General features: G+C 59.2%; 15 protein-coding genes. 10 read left to right on the top strand and 5 right to left on the bottom strand.

All coding sequences use genetic code 11. The features are described 5' to 3' along the window. The first annotated feature begins 129 nt into the window (after nucleotides 1-129). Nucleotides 130-1,551, top strand: coding sequence for an MFS transporter (locus ACQUTP_RS13975; RefSeq protein WP_049004039.1), 1,422 nt, complete (start codon nucleotides 130-132; stop codon nucleotides 1,549-1,551). Between the two features lie 10 nt (nucleotides 1,552-1,561). Then, a complete protein-coding gene (locus ACQUTP_RS13980) occupies nucleotides 1,562-2,785 on the top strand; it encodes an acyl-CoA dehydrogenase family protein (protein ID WP_049116047.1) in 1,224 nt (407 codons plus the stop codon). A 45-nt stretch (nucleotides 2,786-2,830) separates the two neighbouring features. Here ACQUTP_RS13980 and ACQUTP_RS13985 read toward each other — a convergent pair whose 3' ends face one another. The 5 genes from ACQUTP_RS13985 to queF form a co-directional block, all read right to left on the bottom strand. Then, nucleotides 2,831-3,772 carry a sulfonate ABC transporter substrate-binding protein gene (locus tag ACQUTP_RS13985; RefSeq protein WP_032456530.1) on the bottom strand — a complete coding sequence of 314 codons (942 nt, stop codon included), beginning with the start codon at nucleotides 3,770-3,772 and terminating at the stop codon, nucleotides 2,831-2,833. 131 nt (nucleotides 3,773-3,903) lie between these two features. Beyond that, nucleotides 3,904-5,271 carry an L-serine ammonia-lyase gene (locus ACQUTP_RS13990; protein ID WP_017899189.1) on the bottom strand — a complete coding sequence of 456 codons (1,368 nt, stop codon included), beginning with the start codon at nucleotides 5,269-5,271 and terminating at the stop codon, nucleotides 3,904-3,906. Nucleotides 5,272-5,337: 66 nt separating this feature from the next. Beyond that, a complete protein-coding gene (locus ACQUTP_RS13995; RefSeq protein ID WP_004205549.1) occupies nucleotides 5,338-6,627 on the bottom strand; it encodes an HAAAP family serine/threonine permease in 1,290 nt (429 codons plus the stop codon). Between the two features lie 500 nt (nucleotides 6,628-7,127). Then, the gene (ppnN, locus tag ACQUTP_RS14000) at nucleotides 7,128-8,495 is read right to left on the bottom strand and encodes a nucleotide 5'-monophosphate nucleosidase PpnN (RefSeq protein ID WP_004205551.1); all 1,368 of its coding nucleotides are present in this window, start codon (nucleotides 8,493-8,495) and stop codon (nucleotides 7,128-7,130) included. A 111-nt stretch (nucleotides 8,496-8,606) separates the two neighbouring features. Next, nucleotides 8,607-9,452 carry an NADPH-dependent 7-cyano-7-deazaguanine reductase QueF gene (queF, locus tag ACQUTP_RS14005; RefSeq protein ID WP_004205552.1) on the bottom strand — a complete coding sequence of 282 codons (846 nt, stop codon included), beginning with the start codon at nucleotides 9,450-9,452 and terminating at the stop codon, nucleotides 8,607-8,609. A 68-nt stretch (nucleotides 9,453-9,520) separates the two neighbouring features. On the opposite strand from queF, the gene syd reads away from it, so the two are divergent. The 8 genes from syd (at nucleotide 9,521) to ACQUTP_RS14045 (ending at nucleotide 18,007) form a co-directional block, all read left to right on the top strand. Then, complete coding sequence (syd, locus tag ACQUTP_RS14010) at nucleotides 9,521-10,066, top strand: SecY-interacting protein (RefSeq protein ID WP_004205553.1); 546 nt, start codon at nucleotides 9,521-9,523, stop codon at nucleotides 10,064-10,066. 632 nt (nucleotides 10,067-10,698) lie between these two features. Continuing rightward, the gene (locus tag ACQUTP_RS14015; protein WP_002915249.1) at nucleotides 10,699-11,028 is read left to right on the top strand and encodes a YqcC family protein; all 330 of its coding nucleotides are present in this window, start codon (nucleotides 10,699-10,701) and stop codon (nucleotides 11,026-11,028) included. Further along, nucleotides 11,028-11,822 (top strand): tRNA pseudouridine(65) synthase TruC, encoded by a 795-nt coding sequence (gene truC, locus ACQUTP_RS14020; RefSeq protein WP_004205557.1) that lies wholly within the window; start codon nucleotides 11,028-11,030, stop codon nucleotides 11,820-11,822. Before ACQUTP_RS14015 ends, truC begins: the two co-directional genes overlap by 1 nt. Nucleotides 11,823-11,826: 4 nt before the next feature. Continuing rightward, nucleotides 11,827-12,270, top strand: coding sequence for a flavodoxin (locus tag ACQUTP_RS14025; RefSeq protein ID WP_004205560.1), 444 nt, complete (start codon nucleotides 11,827-11,829; stop codon nucleotides 12,268-12,270). 470 nt (nucleotides 12,271-12,740) lie between these two features. Continuing rightward, nucleotides 12,741-14,093, top strand: a complete 1,353-nt coding sequence (locus tag ACQUTP_RS14030; protein ID WP_004205562.1) for an MFS transporter — start codon at nucleotides 12,741-12,743, stop codon at nucleotides 14,091-14,093. Nucleotides 14,094-14,095: 2 nt separating this feature from the next. After that, nucleotides 14,096-15,436 carry an enolase C-terminal domain-like protein gene (locus ACQUTP_RS14035; RefSeq protein ID WP_023319020.1) on the top strand — a complete coding sequence of 447 codons (1,341 nt, stop codon included), beginning with the start codon at nucleotides 14,096-14,098 and terminating at the stop codon, nucleotides 15,434-15,436. Nucleotides 15,437-15,454: 18 nt separating this feature from the next. Then, entirely contained in the window at nucleotides 15,455-16,795 is a 1,341-nt protein-coding gene (gudD, locus tag ACQUTP_RS14040) for a glucarate dehydratase (protein WP_004205567.1), read from the top strand. A 72-nt stretch (nucleotides 16,796-16,867) separates the two neighbouring features. Further along, nucleotides 16,868-18,007, top strand: a complete 1,140-nt coding sequence (locus ACQUTP_RS14045; RefSeq protein WP_428902398.1) for a glycerate kinase — start codon at nucleotides 16,868-16,870, stop codon at nucleotides 18,005-18,007. The last annotated feature ends 2 nt before the right edge of the window (nucleotides 18,008-18,009 follow it).

Genomic DNA, 18,009 nt, shown 5'->3' on the forward strand with positions numbered 1-18,009 from the left:
CTTTTTGTGCTGGTGATTTTAATTAATTTATTGATTATATTGATTTTTATAGTATGAATTGTTGTTTTGATTCTCGCCGCTCGAGGTTTATAACCGCTGATGACCTGCACAAAATAATAAGGTGAAAAAATGAGTACATTACCAGTGGATAATCCCGGTATCGCTTCGGTACCGGTCAGTAGCGTCGGGGATGTGGCGCGGCTAATTAATTCCGGCAGGGAACAGGCGAAATATGCGCGGATGATTGTCTTCCTCGCGCTGGGCGGCGTTTTTCTCGACGCGTATGACTTAACCACGCTCTCTTACGGTATTGATGACGTCGTGCGTGAATTTCAGCTCTCGCCGCTGCTGACCGGCCTTGTGACCTCCTCCATTATGGTCGGGACCATTGTCGGCAATATTATTGGCGGCTGGCTGACCGATAAATATGGTCGCTATTCGGTGTTTATGGCCGATATGTTCTTTTTCGTTATTTCGGCTATCGCCGCCGGGCTGGCGCCAAACGTCTGGGTGTTGATTGGCGCTCGCTTCCTGATGGGCATCGGCGTCGGCATCGACCTGCCGGTGGCGATGTCCTATCTGGCCGAGTTTTCCCGCTTTGCCGGCAAAGGCAACAAAGCGGCTCGCCTCGCGGCGTGGTGCCCGATGTGGTACGCCGCCTCAACCGTCTGCTTTCTTATTATCTTCGGTCTCTATTTCCTGTTGCCGCAGGAGCATCTTGACTGGCTGTGGCGCGCCTCCCTGCTGTTCGGCGCCGTGCCGGCGCTGCTGATTATCGCCGTCCGCAGCCGGTTCATGAACGAATCCCCGCTGTGGGCGGCGAACCAGGGCGATCTGACCTCTGCGGTGCGCATCTTACGCGACTCCTGGGGGATCCATGCCCATGAGGTCCCGACGGCGAAGCCGGCGTCGGCGCCGAAAGTGAGCTTTCGCGTGCTGTTCGAAAAACCCTACCGTGAGCGGACTATCGTCGCCGGGGTGATGAATATCTGTATCTCCTTCGAGTACACGGCGATTGCCTTTTTCCTGCCGTCAATTCTTGCCCAGTTTCTCGGGGCTGGCGTCTTCGAAACTATTTCGGCATCACTGGGGCTGAACGCCCTGTTTGCCTTTACCGGCGGGCTGCTTGGTATGCATCTGGCGTGGAAATACCCTTCGCGTCATGTGGCGATAGCCGGCTTTGCCCTGCAGTTTGTGGCGCTGATTGTGCTGGCGCTGGTGGGGCAACCGCACGCGACGGCAGGCATCGTACTGGCCATCGCGATGCTGGGACTGTGGCTCTTCGCCGAAGGATTTGGCCCGGGGGCGCAGCTGATGATCTACCCGGCGCTCTCCTATCCCACCGCCATTCGCGCCACCGGGGTCGGTTTCAGCCGGGCGCTCTCCGGGATCGGCAGCGCGCTGGCGCTGTTTATTCTGCCGCTGCTGCAGGCCTCGCTCGGCACGCAGATGTTCTGGGTGGTCTCGCTTGCCGCCATTATTCCCATTTTCTTCCTGCTGGCGGTCCGTCATGAACCGACACGAGAAGATATTGACGCAATTCATGAATAAGGAACCGACTATGACCTTGCTCTCCACTGGCACCGATTATGACGCGCTGGCGGCCGCCTTCCGCCCGATATTCACCCGCATCGCCCAGGGCGCCGCGGAGCGCGAACAGCAGCGCGTTCTGCCCGAGGAGCCGATCCGCTGGCTGAAAGAAGCGGGCTTCGGCACGCTGCGTATCCCGCGCGAGAAGGGCGGCTGGGGCGCTTCGCTGCCGCAGCTCAGCGCGCTGCTGATTGAGCTGGCGCAAGCGGATTCTAACCTGCCGCAGGCCCTGCGCGCGCACTTTGCTTTTGTGGAAGATCAGCTGAATCAGCCGGATTCCGCCGGGCGCGACCGCTGGTTTCGTCGCTTCCTTGACGGCGAGCTGGTGGGCAGCGGCTGGACGGAGATCGGCGCGGTTAAGCTGGGGGACGTGAACACTCGGGTGACGCCGGCAGAGGGCGGCTGGCGACTCGACGGCGAGAAGTTCTACAGCACCGGCGCGCTGTACGCCGACTGGATCGATGTGTTTGCCCGGCGCAGCGATACCGGTAGCGATGTGATTGCCCTGGTCAGCACCCAACAGCCCGGCGTGGCGCGGGAAGATGACTGGGATGGCTTTGGCCAGCGGCTGACCGGCAGCGGGACCACCCGCTTCACCGACGCCCGGGTGGAAACCGACCACGTCTACGACTTTGCCCAGCGCTTTCGCTATCAGACCGCCTTCTATCAGCATGTGCTGCTGGCGACCCTCGCGGGCATCGGCCTGGCGGTTGAGCGGGATGCCGCGCAGGGCGTCAAGCACCGGTCCCGGATGTACAGCCACGGCAACGCCGCCGTACCGCGCGATGATGCCCAGGTTCTGCAGGTCGTTGGGCAGATTAGCAGCTGGGCATGGGCGACCCGGGCCGCGGTCCTGCAGGCCGCAGAATCGCTGCAGCAGGCCTATGTGGCGCACGTCAGCGACGACGAAGCGCTGATCGCCCGGCGCAACCAGCTGGCGGAAGTGGAAGCGGCGCAGGCGCAGGTGATCGCCAGCGACTGGATCCCGCGGGCGGCGACGGAGCTGTTCAATGCCCTCGGGGCGTCGGATACGCGTACCCGTCTGGCGCTGGACCGTCACTGGCGCAATGCGCGGACGGTCGCCTCGCATAATCCGGTGATTTACAAGGCGCGCAATATCGGAAACTGGCTGGTGAACGGTGAGGCGCCGACCTTCATCTGGCAGATTGGCAATGGTGAGAAAACGGCGGGATAAGTCCGTCGGCGACGGGGGGCGCAATGCCTCCCGCCGCCGGGAAAACTAAGGTTTATCCAGCGACCAGGTGGCGCTGCGTACGTCGACTTTCACCGGCAGCAGGCCGATGCGCGTAAAGGTATCCGCCAGCGCCTGCTGTTCGTTATACACCGCCGGCGTCATGCGTTCAGCGCCGTAGGGCAGGCGGGCCAGGGTCTTCAGCCAGATGGCTTTATCCAGCCCGGTTGAGGTCGACAGAAGGCCGGCGGCCTCGTCCTGATGGCTGTTCGCCCACACACTGAGTTTACCCAGCTCATCCACCACCTGTTTTGCCGTCTCCGGGTAGGTATCCGCAAACTTACGGCTGGCGAGATAGAAGGTGTAGTGCGGCACCAGCCCCTCGGCGTTGCGTATTTGTCGGGCTTTCGCGTTGGTTTCCACTTCCGCGAGGAACGGATCCCAGATCACCCACGCATCAATCGCCCCGCGCTGGAAAGCGGCGCGGGCGTCCGCCGGCGGCAGATAGACCGGGGTGATGTCTTTATAGCTGAGGCCCGCTTTTTCCAGCGCGGCGACCAGCAGGTAGTTGACGTCGGACCCCTTGTTCAGCCCCACGCGCTTGCCCTTCAGATCGGCTACGCTGCGGATCGTCGACTGCTCCGGGACCACAATCGCTTCCGTTTTTGGGTTAGCGGGGGAGTGGGCAAGGTAGACCAGATCGGCTTGTGCCGCCTGGGCAAAGGCCGGCGGCGCATCGCCGGTGGCGGCCAGATCGATACTGCCGACGTTGAGCCCCTCCAGCATTTGCGGACCGGCGGGGAATTCGACCCAGCGGACGGCAATGCCCTGTTTTTTCAGGCTCTCATCCAGGGTGCCGCGATATTTCAGCAGCGCGAAGATGTTCGCCTTTTGATAGCCGATGTTGACGGTCTCCGGCGCTTTGGCCAGCGCGGAGGCGGAAAGGGCGGCGAGGACCAGCAGCCAGGCGGGGCGGAATCGGTTGGACATTGTCTGTTCTCCTTAGCGTTTTGCGTAAGGTAACAAACAGCGCTTATAACCATTAAATAACTAAATTTTAATTGATATAACAAAAGGTGGGTGAGAGGGCCCGCCGCGGCGACGCGTGGCGGGCCAGCAGGTTAATCGCAGGCGACAATCTTCATCGCCAGACCACCGCGGGAGGTTTCCCGGTACTTGGCGTTCATGTCTTTGCCGGTTTCGTACATGGTCTCAATGACTTTATCGAGGCAGACGCGCGGCTCGCTGGTCCGGCGCAGCGCCATTCGCGCGGCGTTGACCGCTTTCACGGCGGCGATAGCGTTGCGTTCGATGCAAGGCACCTGCACCTGGCCGGCGACCGGGTCGCAGGTCAGACCGAGGTTATGCTCCATGGCGATCTCTGCCGCGATGCACACCTGGCCCGGGCTACCGCCCAGCAGTTCCGCCAGACCGGCCGCCGCCATTGAGCAGGCGACGCCCACTTCACCCTGGCAACCCACTTCGGCGCCGGAGATCGAGGCGTTCATCTTATACAGCGAACCAATCGCGCTGGCCACCAGCATATAGCGGGCCAGGGAGTTGCTGTTCACCTTGCGGATAAACTTGTCGTAATAGGCCAGCACTGCCGGCACGATACCGCAGGCGCCGTTGGTCGGCGCGGTTACCACCCGGCCGCCGGCGGCGTTCTCTTCGTTCACCGCGAGAGCGAACATATTGATCCAGTCGACCACCGCCATCGGGTCGCTGTTGGTGGTGTCCTGGCTCACCAGCATGCGGCGCAGCGCGGCGGCCCGGCGCGGAACGCGCAGTTTGCCCGGCAGGACGCCTTCGGTGGTAATGCCGCGCTCAATCCCGGCGCTCATCACTTCCCACACCGCGGCGAAGTGTTGCTCCAGTGCCTCTTTACTGTGTAGCGCCAGTTCGTTCTGCATCATCAGGCCGGAGAGCGACAGCCCGGTTTCGCGGCAGTGACGCTGCAGGTCGGCGGCGTTTTTATAGGGGTAAGGGACGGCCACCGGCGCGTCGGTGGTCTGGCCGAAGTGCGCTTCATCGACGATAAAGCCGCCGCCGATGGAGTAGTACGTCTGGCTGTAGAGCACCTGGTCGCCGGCCAGGGCGGTGATGCGCATGCCGTTCTCATGCAGCGAAAGGTTGTCGGCATGGAAATTCATGCACTGATCGACCGGGAAGTCCACTTCATGCTGGCCGTTGGCCAGCATCAGGCGACCATGGGTGTTAACGTCCTGAATAAATCCCGGAATGGCGTCAATGTCGACGGTGTCCGGCAGGTTGCCGGCGAGCCCCATGATAATCGCGATATCGGTATGGTGGCCTTTACCGGTCAGGGAGAGGGAGCCGTAGACGTCGACGACGACTTTGCTCACCTCGGCCAGCAGGCCGCGCGCGATCAGGTCGTCAGTAAATTGTTTGCCCGCTTTCATCGGTCCAACGGTATGGGAGCTGGAAGGGCCAATGCCGATTTTAAAGATATCGAATACGCTGATCATATGTATTCCCGTGCTGTCGGAAAGCGCGCCGCCGTTCAGCGGCGCGGGGGGGAGGTGTTGACTGAATTAGCTGAACAGCGAGTAGAAGATCGCGGAGATGGCAATCAGACCCATAATCACCACGAAGACGTTGCTAACGTGGCCGCTGTATTTACGCATCGCCGGCACTTTCTGAATCGCGTACATCGGCATCAGGAACAGGATCATCGCGATAATCGGGCCGCCCAGGGTCTCGATCATGCCGAGGATGCTCGGGTTCAGCGTCGCTACAATCCAGGTGGTAACCAGCATGAACAGCGCGGTCAGCTTGTTCAGTTTGTTGATTTCGATCGATTTGCCTTTACCGCGCAGGGACTTAATCACCATGCCGTTAAAGCCTTCGCGGGCGCCAAGGTAGTGGCCGAGGAAGGATTTGGTGATGGCGATCATCGCGATGATCGGCGCCATCCAGGCAATGATTGGCGCGTTAAAGTGGTTCGCCAGGTAAGACAGAATCGAGATGTTCTGCTCTTTCGCCGCCGCCAGGTCTGCCGGAGAGAGGCTCAGGACGCAGCTGAAGACGAAGAACATCACGGTCAGCACCATCATGATGTGGGCGCGAGCCAGGATGCTGGAGCATTTTTTCTCGGCGCCTTCGCCGTACTCTTCACGCTTGGCAACCGCGAAGGAGGAGATGATCGGCGAGTGGTTGAAAGAGAAGACCATTACCGGGATCGCCAGCCACAGGGTCATCAGCAGGCCGTTGCCGGTGACGGAGGCGCCGCTCAGGGAGAGGGTCTCCAGCGCCGCACCGTTCCACTGCGGGATCAGGTACAGCGCCAACACCATCAGGGCGATAACGAACGGGAACACCAGCACGCTCATCGCTTTTACAATCATCTGCTCACCGAAACGCACGATGGTCATCATGCCGACGATCAGGATCAGCGACAGAATAGCGCGCGGCGGCGGCGTCATGTGCAGCTGGTGCGCCATGAAGCTTTCGACGGTATTGGTGATCGCCACGCTGTAGACCAACAGGATTGGATAGATAGCGAAGAAGTAGAGCAGGGTAATCAGCTTACCTGCGCCTACGCCGAAGTGTTCTTCAACCACTTCAGTAATGTCTTCGCCCGGGTTTTTGCCGGAGAGCACGAAGCGGGTCATACCGCGGTGGGCGAAGAAGGTCATCGGGAAGGCCAGAATCGCCATGATAATCAGGGGGATCATGCCGCCGACGCCGGCGTTGATCGGCAGGAACAAGACGCCCGCGCCGATCGCTGTACCGTACAGGCCCAGCATCCACATGGTGTCGGTTTTACGCCATCCGCTGCGGGTTTCGCCCGAAACGATGGTGCTGGTTTGAGTGGTTTCCATCTGTATCTCCTGGAGGAATCAACAAAATCTAATGAACAAATACAATTGCGTAACACGAAATTCGTTTAATTACGGTTTTTTTAGAAATTTTCTCCGTAATAATTGGGCCGGAAAGATACATTTATATGGTTTATGCATCAGTGATCGCGATCTCAAATGCAATAATCCACTTTCAATGTGCGTATTTTTAGTCCAACAGCCTGTTTCTGGTGATCAGCCAGCGATTTGTGGCGCGCAGGCTACCATTTGCAGCATATGAGATAAAAGCGGGGCGGCGTAATAACGAGGGATTTACTGTAAAAAAGAGAAGTGGTCGACGTTTTTGCGCTTAAAACCATTTTTTGCAGTGATAATTGTCGCAGTTTTTACTAACGCAAACGATTGGCTATGTAAAAACAATTCAGGTGTTTGATTAGTCACAGAAAGGTTTTTGGCGCGTTTTGGAAGTCAGAGAAAGCGTGCCCGCCGGGGCAACAGGCGCTGCCCCGGCGGGACGGAAATCAGGCGATGATTTCGTAGCAGGGAATATAGGCGGTACCGCCAGGAAGCTTCATGCGGTGCTGGGCGACGAAGCCCTGCAGCAGATCGTCCATGCGGCGCATCATCTCCGGGTCGCCGTGCAGCTTGTATGGACCGTACTGCTCGATGGCCTGGATGCCCACCTCTTTGACGTTACCTGCGACAATGCCGGAGAAGGCGCGGCGCAGGTCGGCGGCCAGGACTTCCACCGGCTGGTCCGGGGAGAGTTTGAGGTTGGCCATGTTTTCATGGGTCGGATCAAACGGCATCTGCAGGTCCGGCGAGATACGAATCGACCAGTTGAAGCTGTAGGCGTCGTCGGTCTCGCGACGGCTCTCTTTCACCAGCGGCATCGCTTTTTTCATCTGCCGCGCCACTTCCGCCGGGTCGTCGATGATGATCCGGTAGTGGCGACGGGCGGATTCGCCCAGGGTATGGGTGATAAATTCGTCCAGCACGCGGAAGTAGTCAGCGCTCTCTTTCGGTCCGGTGAGGATCAGCGGCAGCACCTGCGCTTTGTTATCCGGATGCATCAGAATACCCAGCAGGTAGAGCAGTTCTTCGGCGGTGCCGACGCCGCCCGGGAAGATGATGATCCCGTGGGCGATGCGCACGAAGGCCTCCAGACGCTTTTCGATGTCCGGCATGATGATCAGTTCATTGACCAGCGGGTTTGGCGGTTCTGCGGCGATAATGGACGGTTCGGTCATGCCGATAAAGCGGCTGTCTTTGTAGCGCTGCTGCGCGTGGCCGACGGCGGCGCCTTTCATCGGCGCTTCCATCGCGCCAGGCCCGCAGCCGGTGCAGATATTCAGTTCCCGCAGTCCCAGCTGCGTACCGACGCGGCGGGCGTAGAGATATTCGTTTTCGTTGATCGAGTGGCCGCCCCAGCAGACGATCATGTTCGGCGCTTCGCCGACGTGTAGCGCGCGGGCGTTGCGCAGGATCGAGAACACCAGGTTGGTGATATGGACCGAACTTTCGAGATCGAGGTTCGGGAAGCGAACGGTATTGTGGATCTGGCCGTACACGAAGAGGATGTCGCGCAGTACGGCGAACAGGTTGGCCTGCAGGGAACGAATAATGCGCCCGTCAACGAAGGCGTCTTCCGGCGGGTTGATCAGTTCCAGCTTCACGCCGCGTTCGCGACGTAGCACGTTAATATCGAAATTTTCAAAACGGGACAGGAGCTCCTTGCTGTTATCGGTCAGGCTCCCCGAGTTGAGCACAGCAAGCGAGCAGTTGCGAAACAGTTGATACAGGTCGCTGCTGGCGGTGCGCTTAAGCATATCCACTTCCAGCTGCGACAGCATATCCATTGAACCAAGCGGGCTAACATGTGTAATCAAGTGAACTCCTTACAGGACGCTTATGGTCTTCCTGTGATTACAATAGCCCTGCGAGCGGCGTTTTCACAACCTTGCGCGCGCCTAAACGCACGCAAATTGTGAAAATGTTTATTATTGTCGGGCGAGGCGGCCGGTGGCAGGGGAAAAGTCGCCGTTGCTGCGCCAGGGGTTGATATCCAGACCACCGCGTCGCGTATAGCGGGCGTAAACGGAAAGCGATTCCGGCTGGCAGAAACGGAGAATATCGTTAAAGATGCGCTCGACGCACTGCTCATGGAATTCGTTATGGTGGCGAAAAGAAACCAGATAGCGCAGGAGCTGCTCGCGGTCGATTTTCGCCCCACGATACTGGATCTGCACCGAGCCCCAGTCCGGCTGGTGGGTGATCAGGCAGTTGGACTTCAGCAGATGGCTGACCAGCGTCTCTTCCACGATTTTGCCGCTGGCGGCGCCCTGCAGGTAGTCGGCGCTGAACTGATAGTTATCGATCTCGATATCCTGATCGTCGATGCAGGCGCCGTGCAGGTGGGCAATCGGCTGGCCTTCCAGTTCATCCAGACGGTACAGCGACACCTTGACCTCGCCCTGCGCGCAGGCGCTCAGATCGCGGGTCAGCGTCTCTTCAACCTCCTGCCAGCTGGCGAAACGCGTCTGGTTGAAGCTGTTGAGATAGAGCTTAAAGCTTTTTGATTCCACCAGATTGACGGTGGTGTCGGGCAGTTCGACGTGGCCGACGGCCACCTGCGGCAGGCCTTTGCCGTTCAGCCAGGAGAGTTCGTAGAGCGTCCAGATATCGGCGCCGTGAAACGGCAGGTTGTCGGCATGCAGGCCAAGCGGGTCGCGGTTAAGGCTGCGCGGAACGCCCTGCAGCAGCGAGGCGTCATAGGTATCGCGGTAATCGGTTGATTTACCGAGCGTCAGGCCGGCCAGCGCCTGATGATTATCGTAAGAAGACATGTTTCACCATAGTAAAGCGGGTACACTATTACCCCAGTGTATCCTGTCTAACGTGAAGAGAGAAACCGGTGGACCATCAGACCGCAGAAGCGCTGCATGCTTTTACCCAACGTTATTGCGCCGCCTGGCAGCAGCAGCGCCACAGCCTGCCGCGCAGTGAAGAGCTTTACGGCGTTCCGTCGCCTTGCGTCGTCGACACCCAGGACGAGGCCGTTTTCTGGCAGCCGCAGCCGTTTTCGCTGGCGCAAAATATCAGTGCGGTTGAACGCGCCCTGGATATTGTGGTACAACAGCCGCTTCATTCTTATTATACCACTCAGTTTGCCGGCGATATGACCGGCCGGTTCGCCGGCGAAACGCTAACGCTGCTGCAGACCTGGAGTGAAGAGGATTTCCAGCGGGTGCAGGAAAACCTCATCGGGCACCTGGTGGTGCAGAAGCGGCTGAAGCTGGCGCCGACGCTGTTCATCGCTACCCTCGAGAGTGAACTGGATGTCATTTCCGTCTGTAATCTCAGCGGTGAAGTCGTCAAAGAGACCCTCGGCACCGCCAAACGCCTCACCCTTTCCCCCTCGCTTGCGGGTTTCCTCAACCAGCTTGAGCCGGTGCTGTAATCCAGTCTGCCTGGTCATTTGTGAGAGATCTCTTACAAAACCTGTAAGAGATCATCATCATTTAAGGCAAATTTAATCCAATCTTTTTTTGTTAAGTTATTGGTATTAAATTAGATCTTAATTTTTTCGTCCTTTTGAGTGGGGACTAATCTTAAGAGATTGTCTCAAGAAGGGTTGTAAGAAGAGGCAGAATCAGTGATCCTATGTTTGTCGACAGGAAGTCGCGAAATGAAGCGAACATCAGGATGATGGCGCTTCTGCAGGACCCGCCAGGATGGCGTTGCAAGGACAGGCTTCAGGATGAAGCAAGGATAACGCAGGATCGCGTAATGGACACCTCCAGGATGGAGAATGAGAGCCGCTCAGGATGAACGGTGGATCAGGAAGATCGGGACAAACTTAAGGATAAGTCATTTCACATCGGGGTGGTGTGAAAGCAGGATGCACGAGTTTATGGATGAACATGGTCAGGAGACCTCAGGAAAAGTTTTCAAGGACGAGCAGGGAGCACCAATGTAGCGGGAATGCTGCAAAACGAACCGGGAGCACTGTTTATACAGTGCTCCCTTTTTTTATTTCTCCTGCGGATTTGCTATCCTGCGCCCGGTTTTTAACTCATCGAGGTTTCCCCCATGACTCTTCACGATAGCGTGCGCGATCGCCTGCGCGCCATTGAAGCCCTGCTGCGCGAAACAGAACACTGGCAGGAGACGGCGCCGGACAGCAGCGCCTTCGCCAGCGATAAGCCGTTTTGCCTGGATACCCTGGAGCCGCTGGAGTGGCTGCAGTGGGTCCTGATCCCGCGTATGCATCAGCTGCTGGAGAGCGGCCAGCCGCTGCCGCAAAATTTCGCCGTTGCGCCGTATTACGAAATGGCGCTGGATCAAGCCCACCCGGTTCGCGAATCCATGCTGGCGGAGCTGCTGCTGCTGGACGCGCTGTTTGCCGGTGAGCAGGCCTGATGCTGGAGATAATCTACCAGGACGACTGGCTGGTGGCGGTCAACAAACCGTCGGGCTGGCTGGTGCACCGCAGCTGGCTCGATCGCGATGAGAAAGTGGTGGTGATGCAGACCGTGCGCGACCAGATCGGTCAGCACGTTTTTACCGCCCATCGCCTCGACCGGCCCACCTCCGGCGTCCTGCTCATGGGGCTGTCAAGCGAGGCGGGTCGGCTGCTGGCGCAGCAGTTCGAGCAGCATCAGATCCAGAAGCGCTACCATGCGATCGTCCGCGGCTGGCTGATGGAAGAGGCGCTGCTCGATTATCCGCTGGTGGAAGAGCTGGATAAAATCGCCGATAAGTTCGCCCGCGAAGATAAAGGCCCGCAGCCGGCGGTGACCCATTATCGTGGTCTGGCGACGGTAGAGATGCCGGTCGCTACCGGGCGTTATCCCACCACGCGCTACGGGCTGGTGGAACTGGAGCCGAAAACCGGCCGCAAGCACCAGCTGCGCCGCCATCTGGCCCACCTGCGTCATCCGATCCTCGGCGACAGCAAGCACGGCGATCTGCGGCAAAACCGCAGCGCCGCGGAGCATTTCGGCTGCCACCGCCTGATGCTGCACGCCAGCGAACTGTCGTTAACTCATCCCTTTACCGGTGAGCCGCTGACCCTGCGCGCCGGTTTTGACGACGTCTGGATGCGTGCGCTGTCGCAGTTTGGCTGGCGCGGGCTTCTCCCGCTAAATGAAAGGGTTGAGTTTGCCGACGACTGCGGTCAGGATGAAGAGAATAAGGACAATCCTGGGAGATAATAGCATGGCGGAAGTCGGAATTTTTGTCGGCACCATGTACGGCAACTCGCTGCTGGTTGCGGAAGAAGCAGAAGCGATCCTCAGCGGACTGGGACACAAGGCTACCGTGTATGAGGATCCGCAGGTCAACGACTGGGAATCCTATACGGGGAAGTATGTGCTGGTGGTCACCTCCACCACCGGGCAGGGCGATCTGCCGGACAGCATCGTCCCGCTGTATGAGGGCATCAAAGATATGTATCAACCTCACCTGCGTTACGGCATTATCGCGCTGGGCGACAGCACCTACGCCAACTTTTGCGGCGGCGGCCTGAAGTTCGATCAGCTACTGCAGGAGCAGGGCGCGAAGCGCATCGGCGAGATGCTGAAGATTGACGCCAGCGAAGATCCGGAGCCGGAGAGCGTCTCTAATCCATGGGTTGAGCAGTGGGCTACCCTGCTAGAATAAAAGCGCTGCCCTCTCCCTACGCAGAGGGCGCCCTTTCAAGCTGTCGCGGCCAGATACGCGGACAGCAAAAGTGTAGCCCTTTTCGGGCCGCACGCCTTCAGGCAAATGCACAATATCCTTAGCAATATCATGGGTTAAGCTAGCCAGTTTCACCGCGTCAAGAGAGGTATTTCACACTCCGGCTCTTTTTGCTGCCCTTTTGACCACCCGCGGCGCTGGTTTTTCATTTCCGTGAACTTCCCCCCATTCTTTCAGGCATACGCCATAAACCACCTGCAATAGCGGCGTAAAAGCTGTGTAGATGCACGGTGAGCCGCGGTGTGCCTCTTCATATACTGCTCCAGCCAGTGACAAATGCAGTGCCAGATATAACGACAACTATCAAAACACGACCACGTCATTCTGATTACCCTACAGGTTGTGCTGTTCAGAATGAACGTAGCTAAACGCTATGATTCAGGAGTACAACAATGAGTTCATTAAGTCAGGCGGCGACGGCGGCTGAAAAGCGCACCAATGCCCGCTACTGGATAGTGGTGATGCTGTTTATCGTCACCTCTTTTAACTATGGCGACCGGGCGACGCTGTCGATCGCCGGTTCGGAAATGGCCAAAGATATCGGCCTGGATCCGGTGGGGATGGGGTATGTCTTCTCCGCGTTCTCATGGGCTTATGTCATCGGCCAGATCCCGGGCGGCTGGCTGCTCGACCGCTTCGGTTCGAAGCGCGTCTATTTCTGGTCGATCTTCATCTGGTCGATGTTTACCCTGCTGCAGGGCTTCGTCGACATCTTCAGCGGCTTTGGCATTATTGTCGCGCTGTTTACCCTGCGTTTCCTCGTTGGCCTGGCCGAATCGCCGTCGTTCCCGGGTAACAGCCGTATCGTGGCCGCCTGGTTCCCGGCGCAGGAGCGCGGCACGGCGGTGGCGATCTTCAACTCCGCTCAGTACTTTGCCACCGTTATCTTCGCGCCGATCATGGGCTGGCTGACGCATGAGGTGGGTTGGTCGCACGTCTTCTTCTTTATGGGCGGCCTGGGGATTGTGATTAGCTTTGTCTGGCTGAAAGTGATCCACGATCCGAACAACCATCCGGGAGTAAACAAGAAGGAACTGGAATATATCGCCGAAGGCGGCGCCCTGATCAACATGGATCAAAAGAGCAGCGCGCAGAAGGTGCCCTTCAGCGTCAAAATGGGCCAAATCAAGCAGCTGATCGGATCGCGGATGATGATCGGCATCTATATCGGTCAGTACTGCATTAACGCCCTGACCTATTTCTTTATTACCTGGTTCCCGGTTTACCTGGTGCAGGCGCGCGGCATGTCGATCCTCAAAGCGGGGTTTGTCGCCTCCGTTCCGGCGGTGTGCGGGTTCGTCGGCGGGGTGCTGGGCGGGGTGATCTCTGACTGGTTAATGCGTCGCACCGGCTCGCTGAACATTGCCCGCAAAACGCCGATAGTACTGGGGATGCTGCTCTCCATGACCATGCTGATGTGTAACTATGTCAACGTGGAGTGGATGGTGATTGGCTTTATGGCGATGGCCTTCTTCGGCAAAGGGATCGGCGCGCTTGGCTGGGCGGTGATGGCGGATACCGCGCCGAAAGAGATTAGCGGTCTTTCCGGCGGCCTGTTCAACATGTTCGGCAATATCTCCGGTATCGTCACCCCGATCGCTATCGGCTATATCGTCGGCACCACCGGCTCGTTCAACGGGGCGCTGGTTTACGTCGGCATCCATGCCCTGGTGGCAGTGCTGAGCTACCTGGTGCTGGTGGGCGACATCAAACGTATTGAACTGAAACCTGTAGCGGGACGTTAATCATGACTACCCAATCCAGCCCGATTATTACAGAGATGAAGGTCATTCCGGTGGCCGGACACGACAGCATGCTGCTGAACATCGGTGGGGCGCATAACGCCTGGTTTACCCGCAATATCGTGGTGTTGACCGATAACGCCGGCAACACCGGCGTGGGCGAAGCCCCTGGCGGTGAGGTTATCTACCAGACGCTGCTGGCGGCGATCCCGCAGGTGGTAGGTCAGGAGGTCGCCAGGCTGAATCGCGTGGTGCAGCAGGTACACAAAGGCAATCAGGCGGCGGATTTCGACACCTTTGGCAAAGGGGCGTGGACCTTTGAACTGAAAGTCAACGCGGTAGCGGCGCTGGAGGCCGCGCTGCTCGATCTGCTCGGCAAAGTGCTCAATGTGCCGGTCTGCGAGCTGCTGGGGCCGGGCAAGCAGCGTGATGCCGTCACCGTGCTGGGCTACCTGTTCTATATCGGCGATCGGCAGAAAACCGACCTTGGTTATCTGGACCATACGCCGGGCGATCACGAATGGTATCGCCTGCGCCACCAGCAGGCGTTGAGCAGCGAAGCGGTGGTGCGCCTGGCGGAAGCCGCTCAGGATCGCTACGGTTTCAAAGACTTTAAGCTGAAGGGCGGCGTGCTGCCCGGCGAGCAGGAAATTGACACCGCCCGGGCGCTGAAAAAGCGCTTTCCGGACGCGCGCATCACCGTCGATCCTAACGGCGCCTGGCTGCTGGATGAGGCGATCGCCCTGTGCAAAGGGCTGCAGGATGTTCTGACCTACGCCGAAGATCCGTGCGGCGCCGAGCAGGGTTTTTCCGGCCGGGAGGTGATGGCCGAGTTCCGCCGCGCCACTGGGCTACCGGTCGCCACCAATATGATCGCCACTAACTGGCGCGAGATGGGTCATGCGGTGATGCTCAACGCCGTCGATATTCCGCTGGCGGACCCGCACTTCTGGACGCTCTCCGGCGCGGTACGAGTGGCGCAGCTGTGCGACGAATGGGGGCTGACCTGGGGCTGCCATTCCAACAACCATTTTGATATTTCCCTGGCGATGTTTACCCACGTCGGCGCCGCGGCGCCGGGTCAGCCCACCGCCATCGACACCCACTGGATCTGGCAGGAAGGCGAGGCGCGCCTGACCAAAAATCCGTTGCAGATTATTAACGGCAAGATTGCCGTGCCAGACGCGCCGGGACTCGGCGTGGAACTTGACTGGGAGCAGGTGCGCAAAGCCCATGAGGCCTATAAAGCGCTGCCGGGCGGCGCACGCAACGACGCGGGCCCGATGCAGTACCTGATCCCCGGCTGGACATTCGACCGCAAACGTCCCGTTTTCGGCCGCCACTAATTACAAAAGGATGATGCTATGACGACTTTCTCTTCCACGCCCGTTGTCACCACCATGCAGGTGATCCCGGTTGCCGGCCATGACAGTATGCTGATGAATCTGAGCGGGGCCCACGCTCCGTACTTCACCCGCAATATCGTGATTATCAAAGATAACGCCGGCCATACCGGCGTCGGTGAAATTCCGGGGGGCGAAAAAATTCGCCAGACTCTGGAGGATGCCATTCCGCTGGTGGTGGGCAAAACGCTGGGCGAGTATAAAAACGTGCTCGGTGCGGTGCGCAATCAGTTCGCCGACCGTGACGCCGGCGGCCGCGGCCTGCAGACCTTTGACCTGCGCACCACCATTCACGTGGTGACCGGAATCGAAGCGGCGCTGCTGGACCTGCTGGGTCAGCACCTTGGGGTCAACGTCGCCTCGCTGCTCGGCGATGGACAACAGCGCAGCGAAGTTGAAATGCTGGGCTACCTGTTCTTTATCGGTAACCGCCACGCCACGCCGCTGGCCTATCAGAGCCAGCCGGATGAACAATGCGAGTGGTATCGCCTGCGCCATGAAGAGGCGATGACGCCGGATGCGGTGGTCCGCCTCGCGGAAGCGGCGTATGAAAAATATGGCTTCAACGACTTTAAGCTGAAGGGCGGCGTGCTGGCCGGTTTTGAAGAGGCCGAAGCGATCAGCGCCCTGGCGAAGCGCTTCCCGAATGCCCGCGTGACCCTCGATCCGAACGGCGCCTGGCTGCTTGAAGAAGCGATTCAGATTGGCAAGCAGCTGAAGGGAGTACTGGCCTATGCGGAGGATCCGTGCGGCGCTGAGCAGGGCTTCTCCGGCCGCGAAGTGATGGCGGAGTTCCGTCGCGCGACGGGCCTGCCGACCGCCACCAATATGATCGCTACCGACTGGCGGCAGATGGGCCATACGCTCTCCCTGCAGTCGGTGGATATCCCGCTGGCGGACCCGCACTTCTGGACCATGCAGGGATCGGTTCGCGTGGCGCAGATGTGCCATGAGTTTGGCCTGACATGGGGTTCGCACTCTAATAACCACTTCGACGTGTCGCTGGCGATGTTCACCCACGTTGCGGCTGCGGCGCCGGGCAAGATCACCGCTATCGATACCCACTGGATCTGGCAGGAGGGCAATCAGCGTCTGACCAAACAACCATTTGAAATTAAAGGCGGAATGGTGCAGGTGCCGAGCACGCCGGGTCTGGGGGTTGAGCTGGATATGGACCGCGTAATGCAGGCAAATGAGCTATATAAGAAACATGGCCTTGGCGCCCGCGACGATGCGATGGCGATGCAGTACCTGATCCCGGGCTGGACCTTTGACAACAAGCGTCCATGCATGGTGCGCTAAAAGGCCGCCGGCCTCTGCGGGGGCCGGCATTGCGCGATAGCCACAAGGGTTAGCTCAGAGTAAGGACTGCAGATGAAAATAGTGATCGCACCGGATTCCTGGAAAGAGAGCCTGAGCGCGCTGGAAGTAGCCAGTGCGATAGAGCAAGGCTTTCGCGAGATTTATCCTGACGCGGAATATGTCAGGCTGCCGGTTGCCGACGGCGGGGAAGGGACGGTGGAAGCCATGGTGGCGGCGACCGGCGGGCATCAGGTTCCGCAGACGGTGACCGGGCCGCTGGGGGAGCCGGTAGAGGCATTTTATGGGCTGTCCGGCGATCGCCAGTGCGCCTTTATCGAAATGGCGGCGGCCAGCGGGCTGGAAAGCGTTCCCCCGGCGCAGCGTAACCCGCTGCTGACCACCTCCTGGGGCACCGGGGAGCTCATACGCCATGCGCTGGACGCTGGTGTGCGGCAGATCATTATTGGCATTGGCGGCAGCGCGACCAATGACGGCGGCGCCGGCATGGCGCAGGCGCTGGGGGCGAAACTGCTGACCGCCGACGGTCAGCAGATCGCGCCAGGGGGCGGTGCGCTGGAGACGCTGGCGCGCATCGATCTTAGCGAGCTGGATCCACGGCTGGCAGATTGTCGGATTGAAGTAGCTTGCGACGTTACCAACCCGTTGACCGGCCCGCAGGGCGCCAGCGCGGTATTCGGCCCGCAAAAAGGGGCGACGGCGCAGATGATTGACCGGCTTGACGGCGGCCTGCGGCACTATGCCCGGATCATCGCCCGTGATTTAGATTGCGACGTGCTGAGCCTGGAAGGCGGCGGCGCGGCGGGTGGGATGGGCGCGGCGCTGTATGCGTTTTGCGGCGCTCAGCTGCGCCCGGGCATTGAGATTGTCACCGATGCGCTGCAGCTGGCGGAGCGGGTGGCGGATGCTGATTTAGTGATCACCGGGGAAGGGCGTATTGACAGTCAGACTATCCACGGTAAGGTGCCGGTGGGGGTGGCCCGGGTGGCGAAGCGATTTAACGTACCGGTGATCGGGATTGCCGGCAGCCTGACCGCCGATGTCGGCGTCGTGCATCAGCACGGGCTGGATGCGGTATTCAGCGTGTTGTACACCATCTGCACTCTGGATGAAGCACTGGCCAATGCCGCCGCCAATCTGCGGATGACGGCGCGAAACGTCGCCGCGGTTTTGCAGATGGGCGGTAAGCTGTAATT

Source organism: Klebsiella sp. 2-CIP_Kleb. (assembly GCF_050378715.1).
In the GTDB taxonomy this organism is placed as follows: Bacteria; Pseudomonadota; Gammaproteobacteria; order Enterobacterales; family Enterobacteriaceae; genus Klebsiella; species Klebsiella quasipneumoniae.